The sequence below is a fragment of the Streptomyces hyderabadensis genome (assembly GCF_020404845.1).
Taxonomy (GTDB): Bacteria; Actinomycetota; Actinomycetes; order Streptomycetales; family Streptomycetaceae; genus Streptomyces; species Streptomyces hyderabadensis.
Genome location: NZ_JAIOJZ010000062.1, coordinates 1 through 20,157, shown reverse-complemented (window position 1 = coordinate 20,157; position 20,157 = coordinate 1). Strand labels below are relative to the sequence as shown.

Sequence of the window (20,157 nt, the reverse complement as noted above, 5' to 3'; positions counted from 1 at the left end):
CGTCAGGACGCCTCGTCGCGCCGGTTGGCGCGGTCCACCTCGGCCATGTGCGCCTCGGCCCACTCACGCAGCGCGGCCAGTGGCTCCTCCAGGGTCAGGCCGAGCGGGGTGAGCCGGTAGTACACGCGCGGCGGGACGGTCGCCTCGACCCGGCGGCCGACCAGGCCGTCGCGGGCGAGGCCCTGGAGGGTGGCCGACAGCATCTTCTGCGAGATGCCGGTCATGCTGCGCTGCAGTTCCGCGAACCGCACCTCCTCCGGGGACGCCTCGGCCAGCACCTTGACGGCCATGGACGTCCACTTGGTGCCGATCCGGTCGAGGAGGCGGCGCGTGGGGCACCCCGGGTCGAACAGGTCGCCCCGGTCGCCGTCCGGGGATCGCGGCGCCCCGGAGGTCGAGGAGGAGGTCACCTGTGGCTCACCACCTGTCGCAGAAGTGCGGTCTTGGCTCCCCCACCATAGTTACCTACCGTTTTGTTGTCACCATTGGTTACCACCGCTCACCTCCGGGGGATCCCTGTGCCCGTACTCCGCCGCGTCGCGGTCAACGGCATCGAACTGAACGTGGCCCTCCAGGGCGAGGGCCCCGCCGTGCTCCTGCTGCACGGCTTCCCGCACACCTGGCGGCTGTGGACCCGCGTCATGGGCCCCCTGGCCGAACGCCATCGCGTCATCGCACCGGACATGCGGGGCGCGGGGGCCAGCACGCGTGCGGCGGACGGCTACGACGCGGGCACGCTGGCGTCCGACGCGGAAGCGCTGCTGGACGCCCTCCAAGTGCGCTCGGCGGCCGTCGTGGGGATCGATGCCGGGACCCCGCCCGCGTTCCTGCTCGCCATGCGACGGCCGGACCTCGTCGGGCGGCTCGTGCTGATGGAATCACTTCTGGGCGGGCTGCCGGGGGCGGAGGAGTTCCTCGCCCAGGGGCCACCCTGGTGGTTCGGCTTCCACGCGGTGCCCGGTCTCGCGGAGACGGTGCTGACCGGGCACGAGGCCCGGTACGTCGACTGGTTCCTGGGCGCCGGAACCCTCGGGGAGGGCGTCGGTCCCGATGTGCGGGACGCCTTCGTGCGGGCGTACACCGGCGCCGAGGCCCTGCGCTGCGCCTTCTCGTACTACCGGGCGCTGCCCACGAGCCGCGAGCAGATCGCGGAGGCGGTCGCCGACGGGCGGTTGACCGTCCCGACGATGGCCGTGGGTGCTCACCCGGTGGGCCGGGCCCTCGAACGACAACTGCGACCGGTCGCCGATCACCTCGTGGGTCACGTGATCGACGACTGCGGCCACATCGTCCCGCTGCACCGCCCCGACAGGCTCCTCAGCCTCCTCGAACCGTTCCTGGTCCCGGGGCCCGGTGCCGGGGGCTCGCCTGCCAGGGGGTGAGGATCGCGGCGTCGGACGTACCCCCGTCCGGCCCACCGATGATTTCAGGCCCGGCCGGCAGTCGTTACGGACAAGAGAGCAAGGAGTCCGCCATGTCCCTGCAACGACCTACCGCCGAGCAGCACACGACCGAACAGCCCAAGACCGAGCTCGACGCCCGCTACAGCTCAGCACTCCATCCCCGCCCCGGCGCCGAGGACGTCACCGCCACCGAGTGGGCCGAGGCCCGGCGGCGGGTGGAGACGGCCGAGATCTTCTGGGCGGTCACGATGCGGCCCGGTGGCGGGCCGCACATCACGCCGGTGATCGCGGCGTGGCACGACGGTGTGCTGTATTTCTCGACCGGGCCGGGCGAGCAGAAGGCCCGGAACCTCGCGCACGACGCGCACTGCGCACTGCTCACGGGCGGGAACTCACTCACCGAGGGGTTCGACCTCGTCGTCGAGGGCGAGGCCGAGCCGGTCGGCGACCCTGCGGTGCTGGAGGAGGTGATCGCGGCGTACGAGGCGAAGTACGGGGCGCACATCACCGCGGCCGACGGCACCTTCCACGGCATCGGGGACGCCATGCGGCGCTCGGACGCGGTGCTGTTCGCGGTGGCCCCGGTCACCGCGTACGGGTTCGGCCGGGACGACGGCGTCTACAGTCATACGCGGTGGACGTTCTGAGTCACCGACTCACTGTCCAGGTAGCCGAGTTGGACGTGAGGTCCCGTACGGCGCCGCTGCGGACGGCGGTCGTCGTGTCGACCACCGTGGCGGTCACCTTGTGGGTGCGCCGGTCGGACGGGACGCCGAGGGACGCCGGGAGGACGGACGTCCTGCCGCGGGCCTGTCGTGCCTCGCGCCCGTCGACGTACCAGCGGAGCTGCGGGCGGGAGAGACCCGTGTCCGGGCCCAGGTCGGCGAGTCCGACGGAGAGGCGGGTGAGGCGGGTGGCCTTGACGGCGGTGTTCCGCAGCGGGGTGAGGGCGTTGGCGGAGCGGTAGAAGCCCGCGATCATCGCCTCGCGGCCCGGGAGGTTGAACCGGTCGGTGTTCAGCGAGCGCATGATGGAGTCCTCCGTGGGACGGTAGACCCCGTACTCGTAGTAGTCGGCGCCCTCGTAGGTGCCGACCACCCCACCGCTCGGGTCGGGCTCGCCGAGCCATGCCGCCCATTTGGTGCGCTGTGCGGCCATGCGGTCCGCGGTCAGGATCGAGGCATTGGGGTACACCGGTTCGGGGTGGGGGTAGTCGCCGTAGCCCGCGTACTGGTACTCGTCCGCCAGGAGGCCTCTGGAGTGGGCCATCTCGTGGGCGGCGATCAGGGTGGAGCGGTCGTTGTCGGAGGAGAGCGTGGAGACGCCGTCGTAGCCGTAGTCCGCCGCGAGGCCGGAGTAGCCGGCGCCGCCGTACTTGGCGGAGTTGGAGACCACGATGACGAGGTCGGTCGCGGGGGCCCGGTCCGCGTAGGTCTTCGTCCTGTCGAGGTCGACACAGATCAGGCGCTCCGTCTCGCCGCACCAGAAGTACGAGCCGAGCGCGGTGTTCCTGACGACGTCCCGGGTCGGGTCGCCGGTGACGCCCGAGTCCTCGGAGACGGCCTGCACGGCCCAGACGTTGAAGAGGCCCTCGTAGCTCCTGTACGGGTCGATGTCGGTGACCTCGTCCCACTTCGTACGGGCGTCCTCGAGGAAGTCGTCCTGCTCCGCGGCGGTGTAGCCGTCGCCGATGATGGTGACGTCGAGGCGGTCGGCGGTCGGGCCGGTCTCGGCGAGCGGGACGACCTCTCCGTCCTCGGAGTCGGTGGCGGTGCCGCGTTGGCGGGAGTCGGACGCGGTCGGCCGGGCCCGTTGCGTGTGCGGGCTGTCCGTCGGGACGCTGGTACGCGCGCCCTCGCCGGTCGGCTCCGGAAAGTACTCGACGTCGACGTACGAGCCGTTGGCGGCCGTCGGAGCTTCGGCAGCGCCCGCGATGTCGGCCGCGGCCAAGGAGACGGCGAGGGCGAGGACGGTTGCCGCCGCCGATCTACGCATGCCTATGTGCACGGAGCTCTCCCCGGCCGATCGAGTAACTGCGAATGTAAGTGTGCTTAACTGCGCACTTAAGTTAGGGGTCGACAGGGCTGCTGGCAAGGGGTGTTGGGATGATGCAAGGCCATGGGCCGCCGCGCATCAGGTGTCGCAGGGTTCAGTGGCCGACCGGCCTCGGACGGGTCAGTCGCCCACCCCCAGCGCCCCGAGCAGCATCGGCAGCGACGCGTGCAACTCCCGTTCCCAGTAGGCCCAGCCGTGGGTTCCCGGGCCGTAGAAGTTGGTCGTCACGTGCCTGGCGCCCACCCGCTTCAGCTCCGCCGCCAGCGCGTGGTTCTGGCGGTTGAAGTCGGCCTCCAGGGCGCTGGTGGCCCCCGGCGCGTCCAGGGGGCCGGTGGTGCCGTCGCCGCAGGAGAGGTAGACCGGGATGGACCTCAGCCGTTCGGCGAGGTGGAAGGGGTCGTGGGCCTGCCAGATCCGGCGTTGGGCCACCGGGTCGCCCCAGACCCGGAGCGGGTCGTCGCCCTGCCCGGCGAAGAAGCCCATGATGCGGTCGATCGACTCCTCGTCGAGGAGGGGGTGGGCGGAACCGGAGAAGGCCGCCGTCGCCTTGAACATCCCGGGGTGTCTGGCGGCGTACAGCAGGGCGCCCTGGCCGCCCATGGACAGGCCGGCGACCACGCGGTTGCTTCCCGCGCCCCAGTCGCGTTCCAGGAGGTGGCGCAGTTCCCGGGTGTGGAAGGTCTCCCAGGCCGGGTCGCCGCCGTCCCCGTGGTTCCACCAGTCGCTGTACCAGCCGTTCCAGCCCGCCTCGGGCATCACGACCAGCACGTCGCGCAGGCTGTCCGTCTCCGCCACGTCCGTCATGCTCGTCCACGAGGTGTAGTCGCCGCAGCAGCCGTGCAGGAGCCAGAGGGTGGGCCAGTGCTGCCGGTGGCGTCGGTCGTGCGGGTTCCAGCCGTCCGGGGTGAGCAGGCGGACGTCGACCGTGCGGCCGCCCAGGGCCGCCGAGCGTACCGACAGGTCGACCTGCCGGTCCGCGACCCGGGTGACGGCGACGACCTCCGCGCCGGGGCGGGCGGCACCGGTCTCCGGCTTCCCGGCGGCGGCCACGGCCCCGGGTGCGGTCGGTGCCAGGACGGCGAACAGCACGGCGAGGACCAGCAGGAGTCTCGCCCGCGGCGGGGTGAGGACGGTGGTGGGCACGTTCGCGAACACGGCGGCTCCCTGGGTGGGTTGCTGTTGGTCGCGCGGGGGTGCGGGGGGTGCGGCGGTCGTTCTCGGGCGTCCGGGTCAGGTGCCGTGTCGGCGCGGCAGGATCAACAGCGCGTCGCCGACCGGGCGTTCGCCCGCGGCGTCCGAGGGGGAGTTGAGTACGGCACCCTCGGCCACCAGCGTCGTCGAGCCTCCGCCGTCCAGGTTGACCGCGTCGCGCAGGCCGAGTGACCTCGCGACCTCGGCGCTCTCGCCGATGCTGAGGCCGAGCGAGTCCGTGCTGCGCCCGTCCGCGGTGACGAGGACGGTACGGCCCGCGGCGTCCACTCCGGCCAGGGTGCGGGGGTTGCGCTTGTGGACCCAGCCGTAGTACCAGCTCGGGTCGCCGGGATGCACCATGCCGTCGGTGGCGGGGGTGACGTGAACACGGCCGTCGCGGACCAGTTCGGGCCCTGCGTTCACGATGTCGGTGCGGCGGGAGGGGGTCAGGCGTCGGCCGCGGGAGTCCAGCAGGGCCGTGCTCACCCGCAGGCGGTCGCCCACGCGGGTCGCGGCGGTCAGGTCGGCGACGCGTTCGCCTGTCGCCTGGACCGAGCTGCCGCCCGGCGGGACGGTTCCGCCGCGCGGTGAACGCAGTTCCACGACCCGGTCGTGGGCGTCGAGTACCGCTTCCACGCCCTCGCCCCCGGGTGTGCGGGCTCCGTACTCCGGGGTGAAGGTGACCAACTCGTCGGGGTCGGTGCAGGTGACGTCGTGCAGCGGGAGCGGCGTCGGGGTGTCGCCCGCGCCGCCGCAGTTCCTGATCAGGCCGGGCACGCGGTTGACGCCGTCGAGCGGCAGGGAGGCGCCGCGGGTGGTGACCCGGCCCCGCCAGGTGAGGCGGGTGATCTCCGTGCGGCGGCCGTCGTCGTGGAGGACGAGGCCGGGGCGCCCGGCGACCGGTTCGCTCAGCAGGCGTCCGTCGTACACGCCCACGCCGGCCGGGTCGCCCGGTGCGCCCGCCTCGGGGTCGAGGACGAAGAACCCCGCGTTGACCGCGGCGGTCGCGGCGGCGGACGCCGACAGCGCGCTGGTCGTCTCACGGTTCTCCAGGTCGGGGCCGTACGACGCGTCCAGGGTGCCGCGGAACGTGCGCGGGTCGACGGTGAGTACGTCCACGTGCCACGGGCCGCGGTCCGAACTCCCGCCGTCCCAGCCGGTGTAGACGGCCGATCCGGTGTGACCTGCCGCCCGCAGGCGGGTGCGCTCGGCCGTCGCGGCGGCCTGCGAGCCGAAGGTGCCGATGCGGACCCGCCAGCCGAGGCTGCCGCCCGCGTAGTCGGCCGTCCTGGCTGTCCTCACCTCCTCCACCCGGGCTCCGAAGCCGTCCCGCCGCAGTTCGGCGGCGAGTCCGTCGGCGCTCGCCCGGTCCTTCAGCGCCGTCGGCGGCGCGTCGGGGTCCGGGGAGGTCTCGCCGCCGGGGATGGACACCTCGACGGTCCAGTGGAGTGCCGGGTCCCCGGTGTTCCCGCGCACGATGCGGGTCAGGGTGACGCCCGGCTGGAGGGTGGTCGTGGTGCGCGTCTCGGGGAGGCCGGCGGGGCCCAGGGGCAGCGCCTGACGGGCCGACGGCGGATGTCCGTGCGGGTGCGGGGATGCCTCGGCGGCCGGTGGGAGTGCGGCCGCCGTCGTGAGGACGCCGAGCACGGCACCCGTGGCCCACAGTCTCTTCTTCATCTGTCGTCCCGCCTCGCGCCGACCACGGACACCGACCGACCCATGCTGCGCACAAGTATCGGCCGGTTCCGGCTCGCGTCAAGGCGGCCCGGTGGGCGCGCGGCGCTCCCCCTCCCCACGGCCTGCCCGGCTCAGGGGACCCGCGCGACGCCCACGTAGAAGCCGCTGCGTTCCTGCACCGGCGCCGGCTCCTCCTGGTACCACTCGGTGGCGAACACCAGGCCGGGCGGGACGAGTTGCAGTCCGGCGAAGAAGGGCTCGACCTCGCTCCGGGTGCGCATCCGCAGCGGGATGGCGCCCTTCTTGTACGCGGCCTCGGTGTCCTGCTTCAGTTCCGGGTGCTGGTCGGCGGTGCCGTGCGAAAGGATCAGGTAGCTGCCGGAGGGCAGGGCGTCCACGAGGGTGCCCACGAGACGGTACGGGTCCTCGTCGTCCGGCAGGAAGTGCAGGAGGGCGATCAGGGAGAGGGCGATCGGGCGGTCGAAGTCCAGTGCCTCGCGGGCCCGGTCGAGGATCGTCCCGGGCCGGCGCACGTCCGCGTGGAGGAAGTCCGTGACGCCCTCCGGGGTGCTGGTCAGCAGCGCCTCCGCGTGCCGCAGGACGATCGGGTCGTTGTCCGCGTAGACGATCCGGGCGCCGGGTACGACCGCCTGCACGATCTGGTGCAGGTTGGGTTCGGTGGGGATGCCGGTCCCGATGTCGAGGAATTGGTCGACGCCGTTCTTCGCCAGCCAGGCCGCCGCGCGGTGCATGAACGCCCGGTTCCGGGCCGCGTTGCCCCGGGCCTCCGCGGGCAGGGTCTCGCCGACCTGCTGGTCGACGGGGTAGTTGTCCTTGCCGCCCAGCAGCCAGTCGTAGACGCGGGCGGGGTGCGGCTTGCTGGTGTCGATGCGGGGTCTTGGTGTACCGGCGGTCACAGGACACTCCTCCGTACGCGGAACGGCACCGTCAGGACGCCACCCTATCTCCGCTCTCATGCCAAGATGATGTTCCGAGAGGCACTCACCAGGCGCTCATCAGGTGCTCACCACGCTTGTGCCGTGGGCGGCCCGCGAGTTGAGGACGGAGTCCGGAGCAGCATGACCTCCCTGAGCGGTGGCGAGAACGCCGCCCATCCCGACCGGATCGACACCAGCAGGCCCCACCCCGCCCGGATGTACGACTACTTCCTCGGCGGGAAGGACAACTACGAGGTCGACCAGCGGGCCGCCGAGCAGTTCATGAAGGCGGCGCCCGAGGTGCGCGAGGGAGTCCTCGCCAACCGGCACTTCATGCACCGCGCGGTGCGGCACGTGGTGGCCGAGGGCGGCGTCCGCCAGATACTCGACGTGGGCACGGGCCTGCCCACCGAGCCCAACGTGCACCAGATCGCACGGTCCGTCGCCCCCGCCACCCGGGTCGCGTACGTCGACAACGACCCCATCGTCGCCACCCACTCCCGGGCCCTGTCGGACGACCCGGACACCGCCGTGGTCCTGGCGGACCTGCGCGACCCCCGCGCGATCCTGGACCACCCCGAGGTGCGCGCGGTCATCGACTTCGACCAGCCGGTGGCACTGCTGCTGGTGGCGGTCGTGCACTTCGTCGCCGAGGCGGAGGACCCGGCGGGCATCGTCGCCACACTGCGCGACGCGCTGCCGGACGGCTCCTACCTGGTCCTGTCGCACGCGACGGGCGACGTCCACGAGGACCGGCGCGAGGACGCGGCGGCCGTCTACAACGCCGCCACCGCGTCCCTCAGCCTGCGTTCGCACGCCGCGGTCCTCGACCTGTTCGGCGACTTCACCATGGTCGAGCCGGGGCTGGTCCGGGTCACCGACTGGCGCCCCGAGCAGGCGCGGCGCCCCGACGCCCCGCCGATCGGCATCTACGGCGGGGTGGCCCGGAAGGGCGCCTGACGCCCCGGCGGCCGGTGTACGGCGTACGGACTCAGGCGGCCTTGCGCTGCCTCCCCCGCGCCCGGCCGATGAGGTCGGCGTAGTGGTGTCCGCTGCCCTTGACGGTGCGGACCTGGGTCGCGTAGTCGACGTGGACCAGCCCGAAGCGCTTGTCGTAGCCGTACGCCCACTCGAAGTTGTCCAGCAGCGACCAGGCGAAGTAGCCGGCCAGCGGGGCTCCCCTGCGGGCGGCGGAGGCGCAGGCCGCGAGGTGGGCCGTCAGGTACTCCTGGCGTTCGGGGTCGTCGATGGTGCCGTCGGGGCGGACCACGTCGGGGAAGGCCGAGCCGTTCTCGGTGACGTACAGCTTCCGGGCACGGTACTCGTCGGTCAGGCGCATCAGCAGGTCCTCGATGCCGCCGGCGTCGATCTCCCAGTCCATGCCGGTGCGCGGGACGCCGACGCGGCGGACGGTGCGGACGTGCGGGGCGGGTCCCGTCGGGTCGTCGGCGACGGTCTGGGGGAAGTAGTAGTTCAGGCCCAGCCAGTCGAGTCCGGCGCCGATGAGGTTCATGTCGCCGGGGCGTTCGGGGAGGTCGACGCCGTAGACCTCGCGCATGTCCGCCGGGAAGCCGCGGCCGTGGATCGGGTCCAGCCACCAGCGGTTGGTGTGGCCGTCCATGCGGCGGGCGGCGGCCAGGTCCTCCTCGCGGTCGGTGGCGGCGTGGATGGTGGAGAGGTTGTTGACGATGCCCACCTGCGCGCCGGGGGCCGCCGCACGGATGGCGTCCATGGCCAGGCCGTGGCCGAGCAGCAGGTGGTAGGAGGCGCGGACGGCCGCCGTCAGGTCGGTCCAGCCGGGGGCCATCTTGCCCTCCAGGTGGCCGATCCAGGCCGAGCACAGCGGCTCGTTGAGGGTGGCCCAGTGGCCGACACGGTCGCCGAGGCGTTCGGCGACGACGGAGGCGTACGCGGCGAAGTGCTCGGCGGTCGCGCGCTCGGGCCAGCCGCCCCGGTCCTGGAGCACCTGCGGCAGGTCCCAGTGGTAGAGGGTCACGGACGGCGTGATGCCGGCCGCCAGCAGGTCGTCGACCAGCCGGTCGTAGAAGGCCAGGCCCTTGGCGTTGACCGGGCCGTCGCCGCCCGGGAGGACGCGCGGCCAGGCGACGGAGAGACGGTAGGCGTTGGTGCCGAGGCGCCGCATCAGCTCGATGTCCTCGCGGGTGCGGTGGTAGTGGTCGCAGGCGACGTCGCCGTGATCGTTGTTGTCGATCTTCCCGGGGGTGTGCGAGAAGGTGTCCCAGATCGACGGCGAACGTCCGTCCTCCGCCACGGCTCCCTCGATCTGGTACGCCGATGTGGCCGTGCCCCACAGGAAGTCGTCCGGGAGTGCGGCGAAGTCGATGGTCACGAAGGTCCTTTCGGGTCGGGAGTGGGAGTGCTGAGGCGTACCGGTCACTTGACGGCTCCGGCCGTCAGGCCCGCCACCAGGTAGCGCTGCAGGAGCAGGAAGCCCGCGACCACGGGGACGCTCACGACCAGCGAGGCGGCCATGATCTGGTTCCAGTACACGTCGTTCTGCGTGGAGTAGCCCTGGAGTCCGACGGCGAGGGTGCGGGTGGCGTCGTTGGTCATGACGGAGGCGAACAGGACCTCGCCCCAGGCGGTCATGAAGGCGTAGACGGCGACCGCGACGATGCCGGGGACCGCGGCGGGCACGACGACCTTGAACAGGGCGCGCAGCGGCCCGCAGCCGTCGACGAGGGCCGCCTCGTCCAGGTCTCGGGGCACCGAGTCGAAGTACCCGATCAGCATCCAGATGGAGAAGGGCAGGGAGAAGGTCAGGTAGGTGAGGATGAGGCCGCCGCGGGAGCCGAACAGGGCGATGCCGGTGGCGTTGCCGATGTTGACGTAGATCAGGAACAGCGGCAGCAGGAAGAGGATGCCCGGGAACATCTGCGTGGACAGGACGGTCACCGAGAAGACCCGCTTGCCGCGGAACTGGTAGCGGCTGACGGCGTAGGCGGCGAAGACCGCGATCACGACGGAGCAGACGGTCGCCGCGCCCGCCACGATCAGCGAGTTCACGAAGTACTTCGCCAGCGGGACCGTCGACCAGATGTCGATGTACGGGCGGACGGTGAGGTTGCTCGGCAGCCAGTGGAACCGGCTGGAGACGTCCTCCAGCGGCTTCAGCGAGCTGGAGACCATGACGTACACCGGCAGCAGGACGAAGCCGGTGAGCAGGGTGAGGAAGACGCGGCGGGTCCAGGTGAAGGAGCGCGGCGCCGCCATCGGGGACCTAGACATCGGCCGTCTTCCTCTCCTGGTGGTTGCGTGGGGCCCGCGCGGTCCTGGAGGTCAGGAACAGGTACACGCCCGTCACCAGCAGCAGGAACAGCAGCAGCAGGACCGACATCGCGGAGCCGGTGCCGAAGTTCCAGGTGACGAACGACGACTGGTAGATGTGGATGGAGATCAGGTCGGCGGCCTCCGGCGCCGCCTTGCCGAACAGGACGAACGGCGTGTTGAAGTCGTTGAACGTCCACAGGAACAGCACCAGGACGAGGACCTGGTTCACGGGACGCAGCGACGGCAGGGTGATGCGGCGGATCTGCTGCCGGACGCCGGCGCCGTCGAGGGCGGCGGCCTCGTACAGCTCCTTGGGGATGTTCTGCAGGCCCGCCATGACGATGAGGAAGGCGAACGGCCAGCCCTTCCACACCGACACGACGAGCAGCGCGACGAAGCTGTTGTCGCCGATCAGCCAGAACGAGGGCTTGTCGGTGAGGCCCAGTTGGTCGTGCAGGACGTGGTTCACCAGGCCGTTGTCGTGCTGGAACATGAACGCCCAGGTGATGACGGCCGCGTAGACCGGCAGGGCGTACGGCACCAGGAAGATCGCGCGGAGCAGGCCGCGGCCGCGGAAGGCGTCCTGCATGCAGATCGCGGCGGCGGTGCCGATCAGCCAGCACAGGCCGACGGAGAGGACCGTGAAGGCGCAGGTGACGAGGAAGGAGCGGAGCAGTGCCTCGCCGACGGGGGCGTCGAAGTCCACCGACATGGTGAAGTTGTCGAGGCCGGTCCAGGGGGCGGTGGTCCAGTCACGGATGTAGAACTGGGTGAGTTCCTTGAAGCTCATCACGATGCCGATGACCATCGGCACCAGGTGGACGAGGAGTTCGAGCAGCAGGGCGGGCAGGAGCAGCAGGTAGGGCAGGCCGATGCGGCGGATCCGCCCGGGACGGCGGCGGGGTCCGCGCGCCGTCCCGGGGGAGCTCTTGCCGACCGTCCGCTCGCCGGGCTGCGCCGAGGCGGTCGTGGTGGTCATGGCGAGGTCCGTGTCCGTGTCGGAGTCGGTGGGGCCGGTTCGAAGTCGAAGGTCGGGGCGCTCACTTGTTGGGCATCTGCTGCTGTGCCTTGGCGAGCTTCTCCTTGACGGAGCCGGTGGTCACCTCGCGTCCGTTCGCGGCGTCGGCGAACAGCTCCTTGACGGCGGTGCCGACCGCGGTCTCGAACTGCGACTCGTCGGGCACCTGGGGCAGGGCCGCGGCGCTGGTGGCGAGGGTCTCGCGCAGCACGGCGGTGGCCTGGGTGTTGAACGCGGGGTCGGACTGGGCGGCCTTGACCGGCGGGATGGAGCCGTAGGCCTTGTTGAGGAGTTTCTGCTCGGCGTCGCTGGTCATGAACTTCACGAACTGCGTGGCGCCGTCGAGGTTGTCGCTGTTCTTGAAGACGGCCATGTTGATCCCGGCGACCATGGAGTTGGTGGCCTGTCCGGCGCCGGGGGTGCCGGACGGGACGGGGGCGGGGGCGACGCCCCACTCGTCGTCCTTCATGCCCATGGTCTTGAAGGTGGCGGAGGCGGTCTGCCAGAGCACCATCGCGGTCTTGCCCTTGGCGAAGTCGCTGAGGGACTGGTTCTGCGCGTACTCGGCGTTGCCGGGCGCGACGACCTTGTCCTCGGCCATCAGGTCGACGTACTGCTTCACGGCCGCGACGGCGCCGTCGGAGGTGAAGTCGGGCTTGCCGTCGGCGGTGAAGAAGTCGGCGCCGTGCTGCTTGGCGAGGACGAAGACCTGGTGGATGTTGTTGGACAGGTTGGAACCCTCGGCGCCCAGGCCCCACTTGCCGTCCTTGGAGATCTTCTGGCCGGTCGCGACCAGCTCGTCCCAGGTGGCCGGGGGCTTGGTGATGCCGGCGTCGGCGAACATCTGCTTGTTGTAGTAGAGCGCGTAGGCCATCGAGTACAGCGGGACCGCGGCCGGGTCCTGGCCCTCGACGCCGGTGGAACCGAGCGCGGAGTCGACGAAGCGGTCCTTGCCGCCGATCATCTCGAAGTTCTTCGCGTCCCAGGGCAGCAGTGCGCCGGTGGCCTGGAGGGAGGCGCTCCAGGTGTTGCCGATGTTCAGGACGTCGGGGCCCTGGCCCGAGGTGGTGGCGGTGAGGATCCGGTTCAGCAGGTCGGACCAGGGCACGACCTCCAGCTTGACCTTGATGCCGGTCTCCTTCTCGAACTTGTCGAGTTCGGGCTGGAGGACCTTCTTGTCGACCTCGACGCTGGCGCCCTGGTTGGACGCCCAGTAGGTGAGTTCCTTCGGCGAGTCGTTGGATCCGCCGCCCGAGGAGGAGCCCCCTCCGCAGGCCGTGGCGGCGAGTGCGAGAGACATGGTCACGGCGCCTACGGCCGCGGCTCTGATGCTGCGCATGGCTCCTGGGTCCTTCCGGGAGTCGGTCGGGAGTCCCGACGGCGGCTTCGGCGGTGTCCTTCCCGAAGCCCCTCATGGCTTAATTTAGGACGTGAGTTAAACCCCGAGAGAAAGACGCGTCAAGGTCTCGCGCACGGTCGGCGGTCGCACGGGGGCACGGAAGGAAGGGTCCGGACGGCTGAACCCGGCCGGCACACGGTCCGTGACCTGCGGCGGGAGCGCCGCGGCACCGTTCTGCAACGGTTGTATGTCGACGGGACGGCGGACCGATGGGCAGCAGGCGCTAGGCCGAGTCCCGTACCACCAGTTCCGGGTCGAAGATCACCGACGTGGGTTCCGTACGAGCACCCTTGATGTGCTCGTCGAGCAGGCGTGCCATCGTGGCCGCCATCTCCTCCACCGGCTGCCGTACGGTGGTCAGCCGGGGCCGGCAGGTGACGGCCACGCTGGAGTCGTCGAAGCCGACCACCGCGACGTCCCGCGGAACCCGGCGACCGTGGTCGCGCAGCACCTGGACGGCGCCCTGGGCCATCAGGTCGTTCGCGGTGAACACGCCGTCGGTGTCCGGGTGTTCGGCGAGCAGTGACGTCATCGCGGCCATGCCGCTGTCCACGGTGAAGCCGCCCTCGGCCACCGGCACGCAGGGGTGCCCGTGCCGGGCCAGGGTGTCGCGGAACCCGGCCAGGCGCTCCTGGCTGGCCGCGACCGCCAGCGGCCCGGTGACGGTGGCAATCCGGCGGCACCCGCGCTCCAGCAGGTGCTCGGCGGCGAGCCGGCCGCCGTCACGGTGGGCCAGGTCGACGTAGCTGAGCGGCACCGGGCGGCCCGGACGGGCGAAGAGCACGGCCGGCAGTCCGGCACCGGCGAGCAGCGCGGGCAGCGGGTCGTCGGGGTGCGTGGACACCACCAGCGCGCCGTCCGCGCCGCCCTGCCTGAGGTAGGCGACGACCTCCTGCCGGGCCTCGGGCGTCTCGGCGAACATCAGCACCGGATGCATTCCGCGTGGCCGCAGGTGTCCGACCACGCCGCCGACGACCCGGCCGAAGAAGGGGTCGGCGAAGACCCGGGCGGCGAACGCGTTCTGCTCCGTGTCCGAGGCGTCGCCCGCGCCCGACACCACCAGGGCGACAGTGGTCGTGCGCCGGGTGACCAGCTGTCTGGCGGCCTGGTTGGGCGCGTACCCGGTCCGTTCGATGGCCCGGCGGACCAGGTCCTGGATGGCCGGGTCCACGTTCCGGACGCCGTTGACCACCCGGGAGACGGTGGCCCGGGAGACGCCGGCCTCCCGGGCCACGTCCTCCAGGGTCGGGGCCTGTCTGCTCATGCCCGCACCCTAACCGGCGGGTCCGGCACGTGGTAGAGCGCTCTCCGCCGCCTCAGGCCGAGGGCGGGCGCACCACCTCCAGGTCCGCGACCAGCGGCACGTCCCCCGCCGACCGCCCGGCCAGAACCCGGCAGGGCCCCGCCTCCGTGCGCCAGGCGCGCTCCGCCACCGACCAGTGGCACAGCGACCGGGCCGGGACCCGCACCCGCGCGGTCACCGTCTCCCCCGGGCGCGCCCGGACCGCCGCGTACCCGGCCAGCCACCGCACCGGGCGGTCGAGCGCGGACGCGGGCCTGGCCAGGTACACCTGTACGACCTCCCGCCCCTCCCGCACACCGGTGTTGCGCACCCGCACCCGCACGGTGAGGTCGTCGCCCGCCCGGGCCACCGGCGGGACGGTCAGCGTCTCGTAGGCCCAGGCGGTGTAGCCGAGCCCGTGCCCGAACCAGTAGGCGGGCGGCCGGTGGTGGCGCAGCCAGCCCCGGTACCCGAGGTGCAGGCCCTCGTCGTAGCCGAGGCGTCCGCCGTCCGGGCGGGTGTCGGTGACCGGGGCGTCGGCGAGCACGGCGGGCCAGGTGGTGGGCAGCCGTCCGCCCGGCTCGGCCCGGCCGAAGAGCACGTCGGCGAGTCCGGCGCCGCCCTCCTGCCCGGGGAACCAGGCCAGCAGCACCGCGCCCGCTTCGTCCCGCCAGGGCAGCTCCACGGGGCCGCCGCTGTTGACGACGGCGACGGTGCGCGGGTTGGCGGCCGCGACGGCGCGGACCAGGGCGTCCTGGGCGGCGCCGAGCGCCAGGCCGGTTCGGTCGTATCCCTCCGACTCCCCGTGCTCGGTGGTGCCGACGACCACCACCGCCGCGTCCGCCGCGCCCGCCGCGCGGGCGGCCTCGGCGAGCGATGCCGACACGTCCGGAGCGGGTGGCGCGGCCACGACCACGGTCGCCCGTCCGGTGCCGGGTGCCAGCTCCCGGCGGGCCACCAGCAGGGCGTCCCGGTCGGCGGCGAGGTCGGCGCCGGCGTACTGGGCCGGCGGGTTGACGTGCACCACCGCCGGGTCGTCGGTGGGGGGTGGGAAGTCTCCCTCCAGCAGGGTGCGTCCGTCCAGGGTCAGGCTCATCCTGCCGAAGCCGGCCACGCCCAGGGTCCAGGAGCCCCCGGTGCGGGGACGCAGCCGGGCGCGGATCTCGACGGTGTGCGCGCCCGGCACCAGGCGCGGCTCCAGCAGACGCCCGCCGCGGCGCCGTTCGGCGTACAGTTCGCGGCCGTCCGCGTCCAGCATCCGCAGCAGCACGCCGGGCAGGCCGGAGCGCGGGTCGGTGCAGGCGTCCTGGTCCAGTGGAGGTGCGGGGCCGTCCGGCCGGGGGCCCGGGACGTGGACGACGCGGGCCCGGCCGTGCAGGGCGTCCCGGATGCCGTCCAGGACGGACACCTCGGCCTGCGGGTAGACGCCCGCGCTGCCGCCGCCCTGGGTCCGGGTCCGCGCGGCGTGCCCGCCGATCACGGCGACCGTCCCGAGGCACCCCGGATCGAGCGGCAGGACGTCCCTGTTGGCCAGCAGGACGGCGCCGGCGGCAACGGCCCGGCGGGCCAGGGCCCGGGCGTCGCGGGTGCCCGAAGGAACCGGCGGTGCGGACGGCCGTGTACCGGGACCCGGACCCGGGCTCGGGCTCGGTACGCCCTGCGCGCCCGACGCCGGTCCCGGGCACGGTGAGCCCTCACCGGACGGCGCCTCCGAGCGGGACGCGTCGCGCGTGCCCAGCGCGCCCAGCCAGGCCGCGAGCCGCAGCAGTCGGCGTGCCTTGTCGTCGACGGCCGCCTCGGGCACCTCGCCGTCGGCCACCGCGCGTGCCAGCGTCTCGCCCCAGGCACCCTCGGGACCCGGCATGGCGAGGTCCAGACCGGCGCGGGCGGTGTCGATCGTGCCGCGCACCGCGCCCCAGTCGGAGACGACGACGCCGTCGAAGCCCCACTCGCTCTTCAGCGGATCGGTGAGCAGTGCGCTGGCGGTCATGGTGGTGCCGTTGACCGCGTTGTACCCGGCCATGACGAGCCGGACCCCCGCGGCCACCGCCGCCTCGAAGGGCGCGAGGTACACCTCCCGCAGCGCCCGCTCCCCCACCCGCACGTCGACGGTGAGGCGGTCGGTCTCGGAGTCGTTGGCCACGAAGTGCTTGGCGGTGGCGGCCACGCCGTGGGCCTGCACACCGCGGACGAGAGCGGCGCCGATGCGGCCGGTCAGCACCGGGTCCTCGGAGAGGCACTCGAAGTGCCGGCCGCCCAGCGGGCTGCGGTGCAGGTTGAGGGTGGGGGCGAGCAGGACGTCCACGCCCTTGCGCCGGGCCTCGGCGGCGAGCAGGCCGCCGAGGCGCTCGACCAGGGCCTCGTCCCAGGTGGCGGCGAGTGCCGAGGCGGAGGGCAGCAGGACCGAGGTGTTCCGCTCGTCCCAGGCCTCGCCCCGTACGCCCGCCGGGCCGTCCGACATCACCAACTCCCGCAGGCCCACGGCCGGTTCCGCCCGCGTCCGCCAGGTCGTGGCGCCGCTGAGCAGCAGCGCGCGGGCGCGTGGCGTCAGTTTGCCGAGCAGCCGGTCGATCTCGTCGTCAGTCGTCCCCACCCGGGTCCCCCCCTCTTCCGGCTCGTCCCCCGGCGTCAGCTGTAGACGCCGAACTCGTACAGCGAGTAGCCGTACCCCGTGCCGCGCGCGGTGCCGTTGACGCGTACGTAGCGGCCGGTCCCGGAGGCATCGAGGGTGTCGACGCCGCCGTTGCCGTCCGTCACGGTGGAGACGGTCCGCCAGTTCTGTCCGTCGTCGGAGGCCTGGACGGTGTAGGCCTTGGCGTAGGAGGCCTCCCAGTACAGCTGGACGTGCCGGAACGCGGTGCGCGCGCCGAGGTCCACCTGGATCCACTGCGGGTCGCTCCAGTCGCTGGCCCACCGGGTGTCCGGGTCGCCGTCCACGGCGTTGGCGGCGGTGCAGGGGCAGTCGCCGTAACTGGGCTGGAAGGAGGAGGCGGTGGCCGGTCTGCCCAGGGCGACGTTGGTGCCGTCCACGGCGGGCGGCACCACCCGCGCCGAGAGGGTCTCGACGCCGACGTTGCCCTTGCCGTCGGTGGCCTTGACGTACAGCTTCCAGACGCCGGGCCGGTCGGGGGCGGTGACCCTGAGGCGTCCGCCGCCGAGGTCGGTCACGGGGAGCGGGGTCAGCTGCTTGCTCTGGTCGATGTAGTTGCTGTTGGCCAGCACCTCGTACGCGATCGGGTCGCCGTCCGGGTCGGTGGCGCGCACGGTGAGGACCAGGTCCTTGCCGGCCTGCACCTGGCCCGCGTCGCCCTCGACGCCGAAGCCGGAGACCACGGGCGGGGTGTTGTCGTGCGAGGTGTCACCGCCGTAGGCCCGCTTCACGGCGTAGTAGGACAGCCGTTTCTGTCCCGCGGGCAGCAGGTTGAACCAGATGCCGCCGAAGTCGTACTCGGTGCCGTAGTGGAACAGGGTCGCGCCCAGGGCGACGCCGCGGTGCCCGGTGACGCAGTTCCACGCGTCGGTGTAGCCCTGCGCCTTGGCCTGGTCGGTGGGCTCCTTCGGTACGCCGTTCGCGTCGTCCGGCACCTCCCACTCGCCGGCCGGTCCGGACTCGGTGACGATGTACGGCTTGGTGTAGCCGCCCTGTTCCCAGGCGGCCCGGACGTCGCAGACGGCGTCGTAGGAGTTGACGGCGTACAGGTCCAGGTCGGGGGCGTTCTTCTGGTAGTAGGGCCAGGCGCCGACCCAGGCGTCGGTGGAGGTCACCGGGTGGTTCGGGTCGACGGCGTGGATCTTCTCGGCGACGTCGTTGACGAAGGTGGTGTAGGCGTCGCGCTGGCGCTCCAGCTCGTCGCCGGCGTAGCAGTTCTGCAGGCCGAGCACCGACTCGTTGCCGACGTTCCACATCAGCACGCCGGGGTGGTCCTTGTACTCCTGGACCCAGCGCGGGAACTCGGCCAGCATCTGGTCCTTGTACGCGGTGTCGGTGAGGTAGTCGACGCAGCCGCCGCTGCCCGGACCGCCGCCGGGCTGGAGCCAGAAGCCCGCGATGACCTTGACGCCGTGCGCGGCGGCGGAGTCGAGCAGCGGGCGGCTGCTCGCGTCGGTGCCCCAGGTGCGGATGGTGTTGACGCCCATGGATGCCAGGTCGGGCAGGTACCGGTCGGCGTCGGCGGGGGACGGTCCCCAGGTCAGGCCCTTGACCGTGTACGGGCTGCCGTCCACGGTCAGTTGCCAGTCGCCCTGGCCGCCGGTGACCTTCACGACGCTGCCAGCGGCGTGCGCCTGCGCGGCGGGCAGGGCGGTGAGCGCGCCGAGCGTGAGCAGCCCGGCGGTCAGGGGTGCGGTGAGTCTGCGGGCGGGGGTGAGTCCGCTGGTGGGGGTGCGGGGTCGGCTCATCGGGGTGTGTCTCCGGTCTGCGGGGTGTCCACGTCCGTGGCGTATGGGGGAGGGGGGAGGATGCGGCCCGGCCGTCGCCGGGGCCGGACGGCCGGGCCGTTCCGGGGCGAGGCAGAACAGCGGTCCGGGTCAGGGCAGTTCGTAGTCCTCGTTGAGCGCCGCTCCGGCCTCGGGGTGGGTCTGGTCGTAGCCGCGCGCGTCGCACTGCAGAGCGCCGACGATGCAGTGGCCGACCATGGCGGCGAGGGTCGGCTCGTCCCAGGCGTTGAAGAAGTCGTAGTGGAAGGAGTAGCTCGCCCCACTGGCCAGTCGCACCCGGGAGAGGTCGCCGTTGACCGGGAAGGCCATCTTGAACTCGATCATCGGCAGGGCGACCGGGTGGTCGGCCGGGCAGATGTTGTTGTTGGTCCCCGGGTTGACGACCGGATACGCCATGTGGCTCTTGTGGTCCGGTGTGTCAAGGTACTTGCCGTCCCAGCAACTGGGCGCCTGGAAGCGGATGTTGACCTGGACGTCCTGGCGTTCGGGGCAGTCGGCCGGGAAATCGACGTTGAAGAAGCTGTCGCCGCACTCCCAGCCCTCGACGAAGCCGGGGTGGTCGCGGAACTCCTGGGCGCTCTGCATGGGGCTGGCCACGACGTAGCGCAGGCCCTTCGGGAAGGGGCGCACGCTGGTGTAGTCGGTGACGCCGGCCTTGTAGTAGATGGTCTGCGGGCCGACCGGGAGGACCGGGCGGTCGCCGTCGTACATGGTCGGCATCCAGTAGCCCGAGCGGTCCCCGGGCGCCAGACAGGTGGTGGAGCCGGCGTCGAGCGAGGCGGTGGTGCTGTACGCGTCGGTCGTCGTGTTGCCCATGAAGGTGTGGTCGTGCGACTTGCCGGGCTGCTGCGCGTAGACGATCGGGTCGTCCGGCGCCGTGTGGCTGACCGCGCAGTTGGCCTGGAACTCGTGGAAGTAGCGGTGCGGCGGCTCCTTCGTGGACGGCGTGACACCGGTGACCGGCGGGTTCGCGGGGATGTAGCCGTCGCCGTCCGGGTCTTCGGGCGAGGCGGCGGTCGAGACCGCCATGGTGTGGCCGGAGTGCGCGGCGGGGGCCGAGGCGGTGGCGGGGGTGTCCGCGTTGGCGGCGACCGTGCCGATGCCGATCGAGGTCAGCAGTAACGCGCTCGCGACGAGGGTGCCGGACAGAACTTTCGATCTCCGTGGCATGGAGACCTCCTGAGAAGGTCGGAGAAATTCTCGGAGAGCGCTCTCCCGAGTCGGAGTGTTGAGGGCGCGGGAGAGGGTGTCAAGGGATTCGACAGAAGGGACGGTGCGCCTGGCTCAACACTCGCTCTGGCCCTACTTGTTGAACGCGGCGCACGAGAAACGGTCGCGACTCTTGACGCCCCATGGCGGACGGATGAAGCATGCACACCCAGAGAGCGCTCCCCCACCCCCACTTCGTTCACTTTCCGAACAAGGAGAGCCGCCCGCATGCCCCCTTCCCCCACGCCTCCCCCCAC

Annotated in this window: 16 protein-coding genes; 3 read left to right on the top strand and 13 right to left on the bottom strand. The window is 72.2% G+C overall.

Features of this window, described 5'->3' with window-relative positions:
* Positions 1 to 2: 2 nt before the first annotated feature.
* Positions 3 to 410, bottom strand: a complete 408-nt coding sequence (locus tag K7854_RS32205) for a winged helix-turn-helix transcriptional regulator (RefSeq protein WP_226030094.1) — start codon at positions 408 to 410, stop codon at positions 3 to 5.
* A gap of 108 nt (positions 411 to 518) precedes the next feature.
* Here K7854_RS32205 and K7854_RS32200 point away from each other — a divergent pair, with 108 nt between their 5' ends.
* Both K7854_RS32200 and K7854_RS32195 read left to right on the top strand, forming a co-directional pair.
* Positions 519 to 1,382, top strand: a complete 864-nt coding sequence (locus K7854_RS32200) for an alpha/beta fold hydrolase (protein WP_226030093.1) — start codon at positions 519 to 521, stop codon at positions 1,380 to 1,382.
* Positions 1,383 to 1,474: 92 nt separating this feature from the next.
* The gene (locus K7854_RS32195) at positions 1,475 to 2,050 is read left to right on the top strand and encodes a pyridoxamine 5'-phosphate oxidase family protein (protein ID WP_226030092.1); all 576 of its coding nucleotides are present in this window, start codon (positions 1,475 to 1,477) and stop codon (positions 2,048 to 2,050) included.
* A 1-nt stretch (position 2,051) separates the two neighbouring features.
* Here K7854_RS32195 and K7854_RS32190 read toward each other — a convergent pair whose 3' ends face one another.
* From K7854_RS32190 to K7854_RS32175, 4 genes are all read right to left on the bottom strand, one after another.
* Positions 2,052 to 3,398 (bottom strand): M64 family metallopeptidase, encoded by a 1,347-nt coding sequence (locus K7854_RS32190; RefSeq protein ID WP_226030091.1) that lies wholly within the window; start codon positions 3,396 to 3,398, stop codon positions 2,052 to 2,054.
* Between the two features lie 180 nt (positions 3,399 to 3,578).
* Complete coding sequence (locus K7854_RS32185; RefSeq protein ID WP_226030090.1) at positions 3,579 to 4,613, bottom strand: alpha/beta hydrolase; 1,035 nt, start codon at positions 4,611 to 4,613, stop codon at positions 3,579 to 3,581.
* 75 nt (positions 4,614 to 4,688) lie between these two features.
* The gene (locus tag K7854_RS32180) at positions 4,689 to 6,326 is read right to left on the bottom strand and encodes a phosphodiester glycosidase family protein (protein WP_226030089.1); all 1,638 of its coding nucleotides are present in this window, start codon (positions 6,324 to 6,326) and stop codon (positions 4,689 to 4,691) included.
* A gap of 131 nt (positions 6,327 to 6,457) precedes the next feature.
* A complete protein-coding gene (locus K7854_RS32175; protein ID WP_226030088.1) occupies positions 6,458 to 7,243 on the bottom strand; it encodes an SAM-dependent methyltransferase in 786 nt (261 codons plus the stop codon).
* Positions 7,244 to 7,405: 162 nt separating this feature from the next.
* On the opposite strand from K7854_RS32175, the gene K7854_RS32170 reads away from it, so the two are divergent.
* A complete protein-coding gene (locus tag K7854_RS32170) occupies positions 7,406 to 8,224 on the top strand; it encodes an SAM-dependent methyltransferase (protein WP_226030087.1) in 819 nt (272 codons plus the stop codon).
* Between the two features lie 31 nt (positions 8,225 to 8,255).
* On the opposite strand, the gene K7854_RS32165 is transcribed toward K7854_RS32170, so the two are convergent.
* The 8 genes from K7854_RS32165 to K7854_RS32130 form a co-directional block, all read right to left on the bottom strand.
* Entirely contained in the window at positions 8,256 to 9,614 is a 1,359-nt protein-coding gene (locus K7854_RS32165; protein WP_226030086.1) for a GH1 family beta-glucosidase, read from the bottom strand.
* 44 nt (positions 9,615 to 9,658) lie between these two features.
* Positions 9,659 to 10,498, bottom strand: coding sequence for a carbohydrate ABC transporter permease (locus K7854_RS32160; RefSeq protein ID WP_226030109.1), 840 nt, complete (start codon positions 10,496 to 10,498; stop codon positions 9,659 to 9,661).
* Between the two features lie 7 nt (positions 10,499 to 10,505).
* Positions 10,506 to 11,534 carry a carbohydrate ABC transporter permease gene (locus K7854_RS32155; RefSeq protein ID WP_226030085.1) on the bottom strand — a complete coding sequence of 343 codons (1,029 nt, stop codon included), beginning with the start codon at positions 11,532 to 11,534 and terminating at the stop codon, positions 10,506 to 10,508.
* A gap of 61 nt (positions 11,535 to 11,595) precedes the next feature.
* Positions 11,596 to 12,912, bottom strand: a complete 1,317-nt coding sequence (locus K7854_RS32150; protein ID WP_226030084.1) for an ABC transporter substrate-binding protein — start codon at positions 12,910 to 12,912, stop codon at positions 11,596 to 11,598.
* Positions 12,913 to 13,195: 283 nt separating this feature from the next.
* A complete protein-coding gene (locus K7854_RS32145) occupies positions 13,196 to 14,236 on the bottom strand; it encodes a LacI family DNA-binding transcriptional regulator (RefSeq protein WP_226030083.1) in 1,041 nt (346 codons plus the stop codon).
* 52 nt (positions 14,237 to 14,288) lie between these two features.
* A complete protein-coding gene (locus K7854_RS32140; protein WP_226030082.1) occupies positions 14,289 to 16,847 on the bottom strand; it encodes a glycoside hydrolase family 3 C-terminal domain-containing protein in 2,559 nt (852 codons plus the stop codon).
* A gap of 35 nt (positions 16,848 to 16,882) precedes the next feature.
* Positions 16,883 to 18,652, bottom strand: coding sequence for a discoidin domain-containing protein (locus K7854_RS32135; protein WP_226030081.1), 1,770 nt, complete (start codon positions 18,650 to 18,652; stop codon positions 16,883 to 16,885).
* Positions 18,653 to 18,781: 129 nt separating this feature from the next.
* The gene (locus tag K7854_RS32130; protein WP_226030080.1) at positions 18,782 to 19,861 is read right to left on the bottom strand and encodes a DUF1996 domain-containing protein; all 1,080 of its coding nucleotides are present in this window, start codon (positions 19,859 to 19,861) and stop codon (positions 18,782 to 18,784) included.
* Positions 19,862 to 20,157: the final 296 nt, after the last annotated feature.

What these genes read in the sequence shown, in the direction of transcription:
- K7854_RS32135 (WP_226030081.1), bottom strand. Translation starts at nt 18,652, where the DNA reads ATGAGCCGACCCCGCACCCCCACCAGCGGACTCACCCCCGCCCGCAGA.
- K7854_RS32150 (WP_226030084.1), bottom strand. Translation starts at nt 12,912, where the DNA reads ATGCGCAGCATCAGAGCCGCGGCCGTAGGCGCCGTGACCATGTCTCTC.
- K7854_RS32145 (WP_226030083.1), bottom strand. Translation starts at nt 14,236, where the DNA reads ATGAGCAGACAGGCCCCGACCCTGGAGGACGTGGCCCGGGAGGCCGGC.
- K7854_RS32155 (WP_226030085.1), bottom strand. Translation starts at nt 11,534, where the DNA reads ATGACCACCACGACCGCCTCGGCGCAGCCCGGCGAGCGGACGGTCGGC.
- K7854_RS32160 (WP_226030109.1), bottom strand. Translation starts at nt 10,498, where the DNA reads ATGGCGGCGCCGCGCTCCTTCACCTGGACCCGCCGCGTCTTCCTCACC.
- K7854_RS32195 (WP_226030092.1), top strand. Translation starts at nt 1,475, where the DNA reads ATGTCCCTGCAACGACCTACCGCCGAGCAGCACACGACCGAACAGCCC.
- K7854_RS32180 (WP_226030089.1), bottom strand. Translation starts at nt 6,326, where the DNA reads ATGAAGAAGAGACTGTGGGCCACGGGTGCCGTGCTCGGCGTCCTCACG.
- K7854_RS32190 (WP_226030091.1), bottom strand. Translation starts at nt 3,398, where the DNA reads ATGCGTAGATCGGCGGCGGCAACCGTCCTCGCCCTCGCCGTCTCCTTG.
- K7854_RS32170 (WP_226030087.1), top strand. Translation starts at nt 7,406, where the DNA reads ATGACCTCCCTGAGCGGTGGCGAGAACGCCGCCCATCCCGACCGGATC.
- K7854_RS32130 (WP_226030080.1), bottom strand. Translation starts at nt 19,861, where the DNA reads ATGCCACGGAGATCGAAAGTTCTGTCCGGCACCCTCGTCGCGAGCGCG.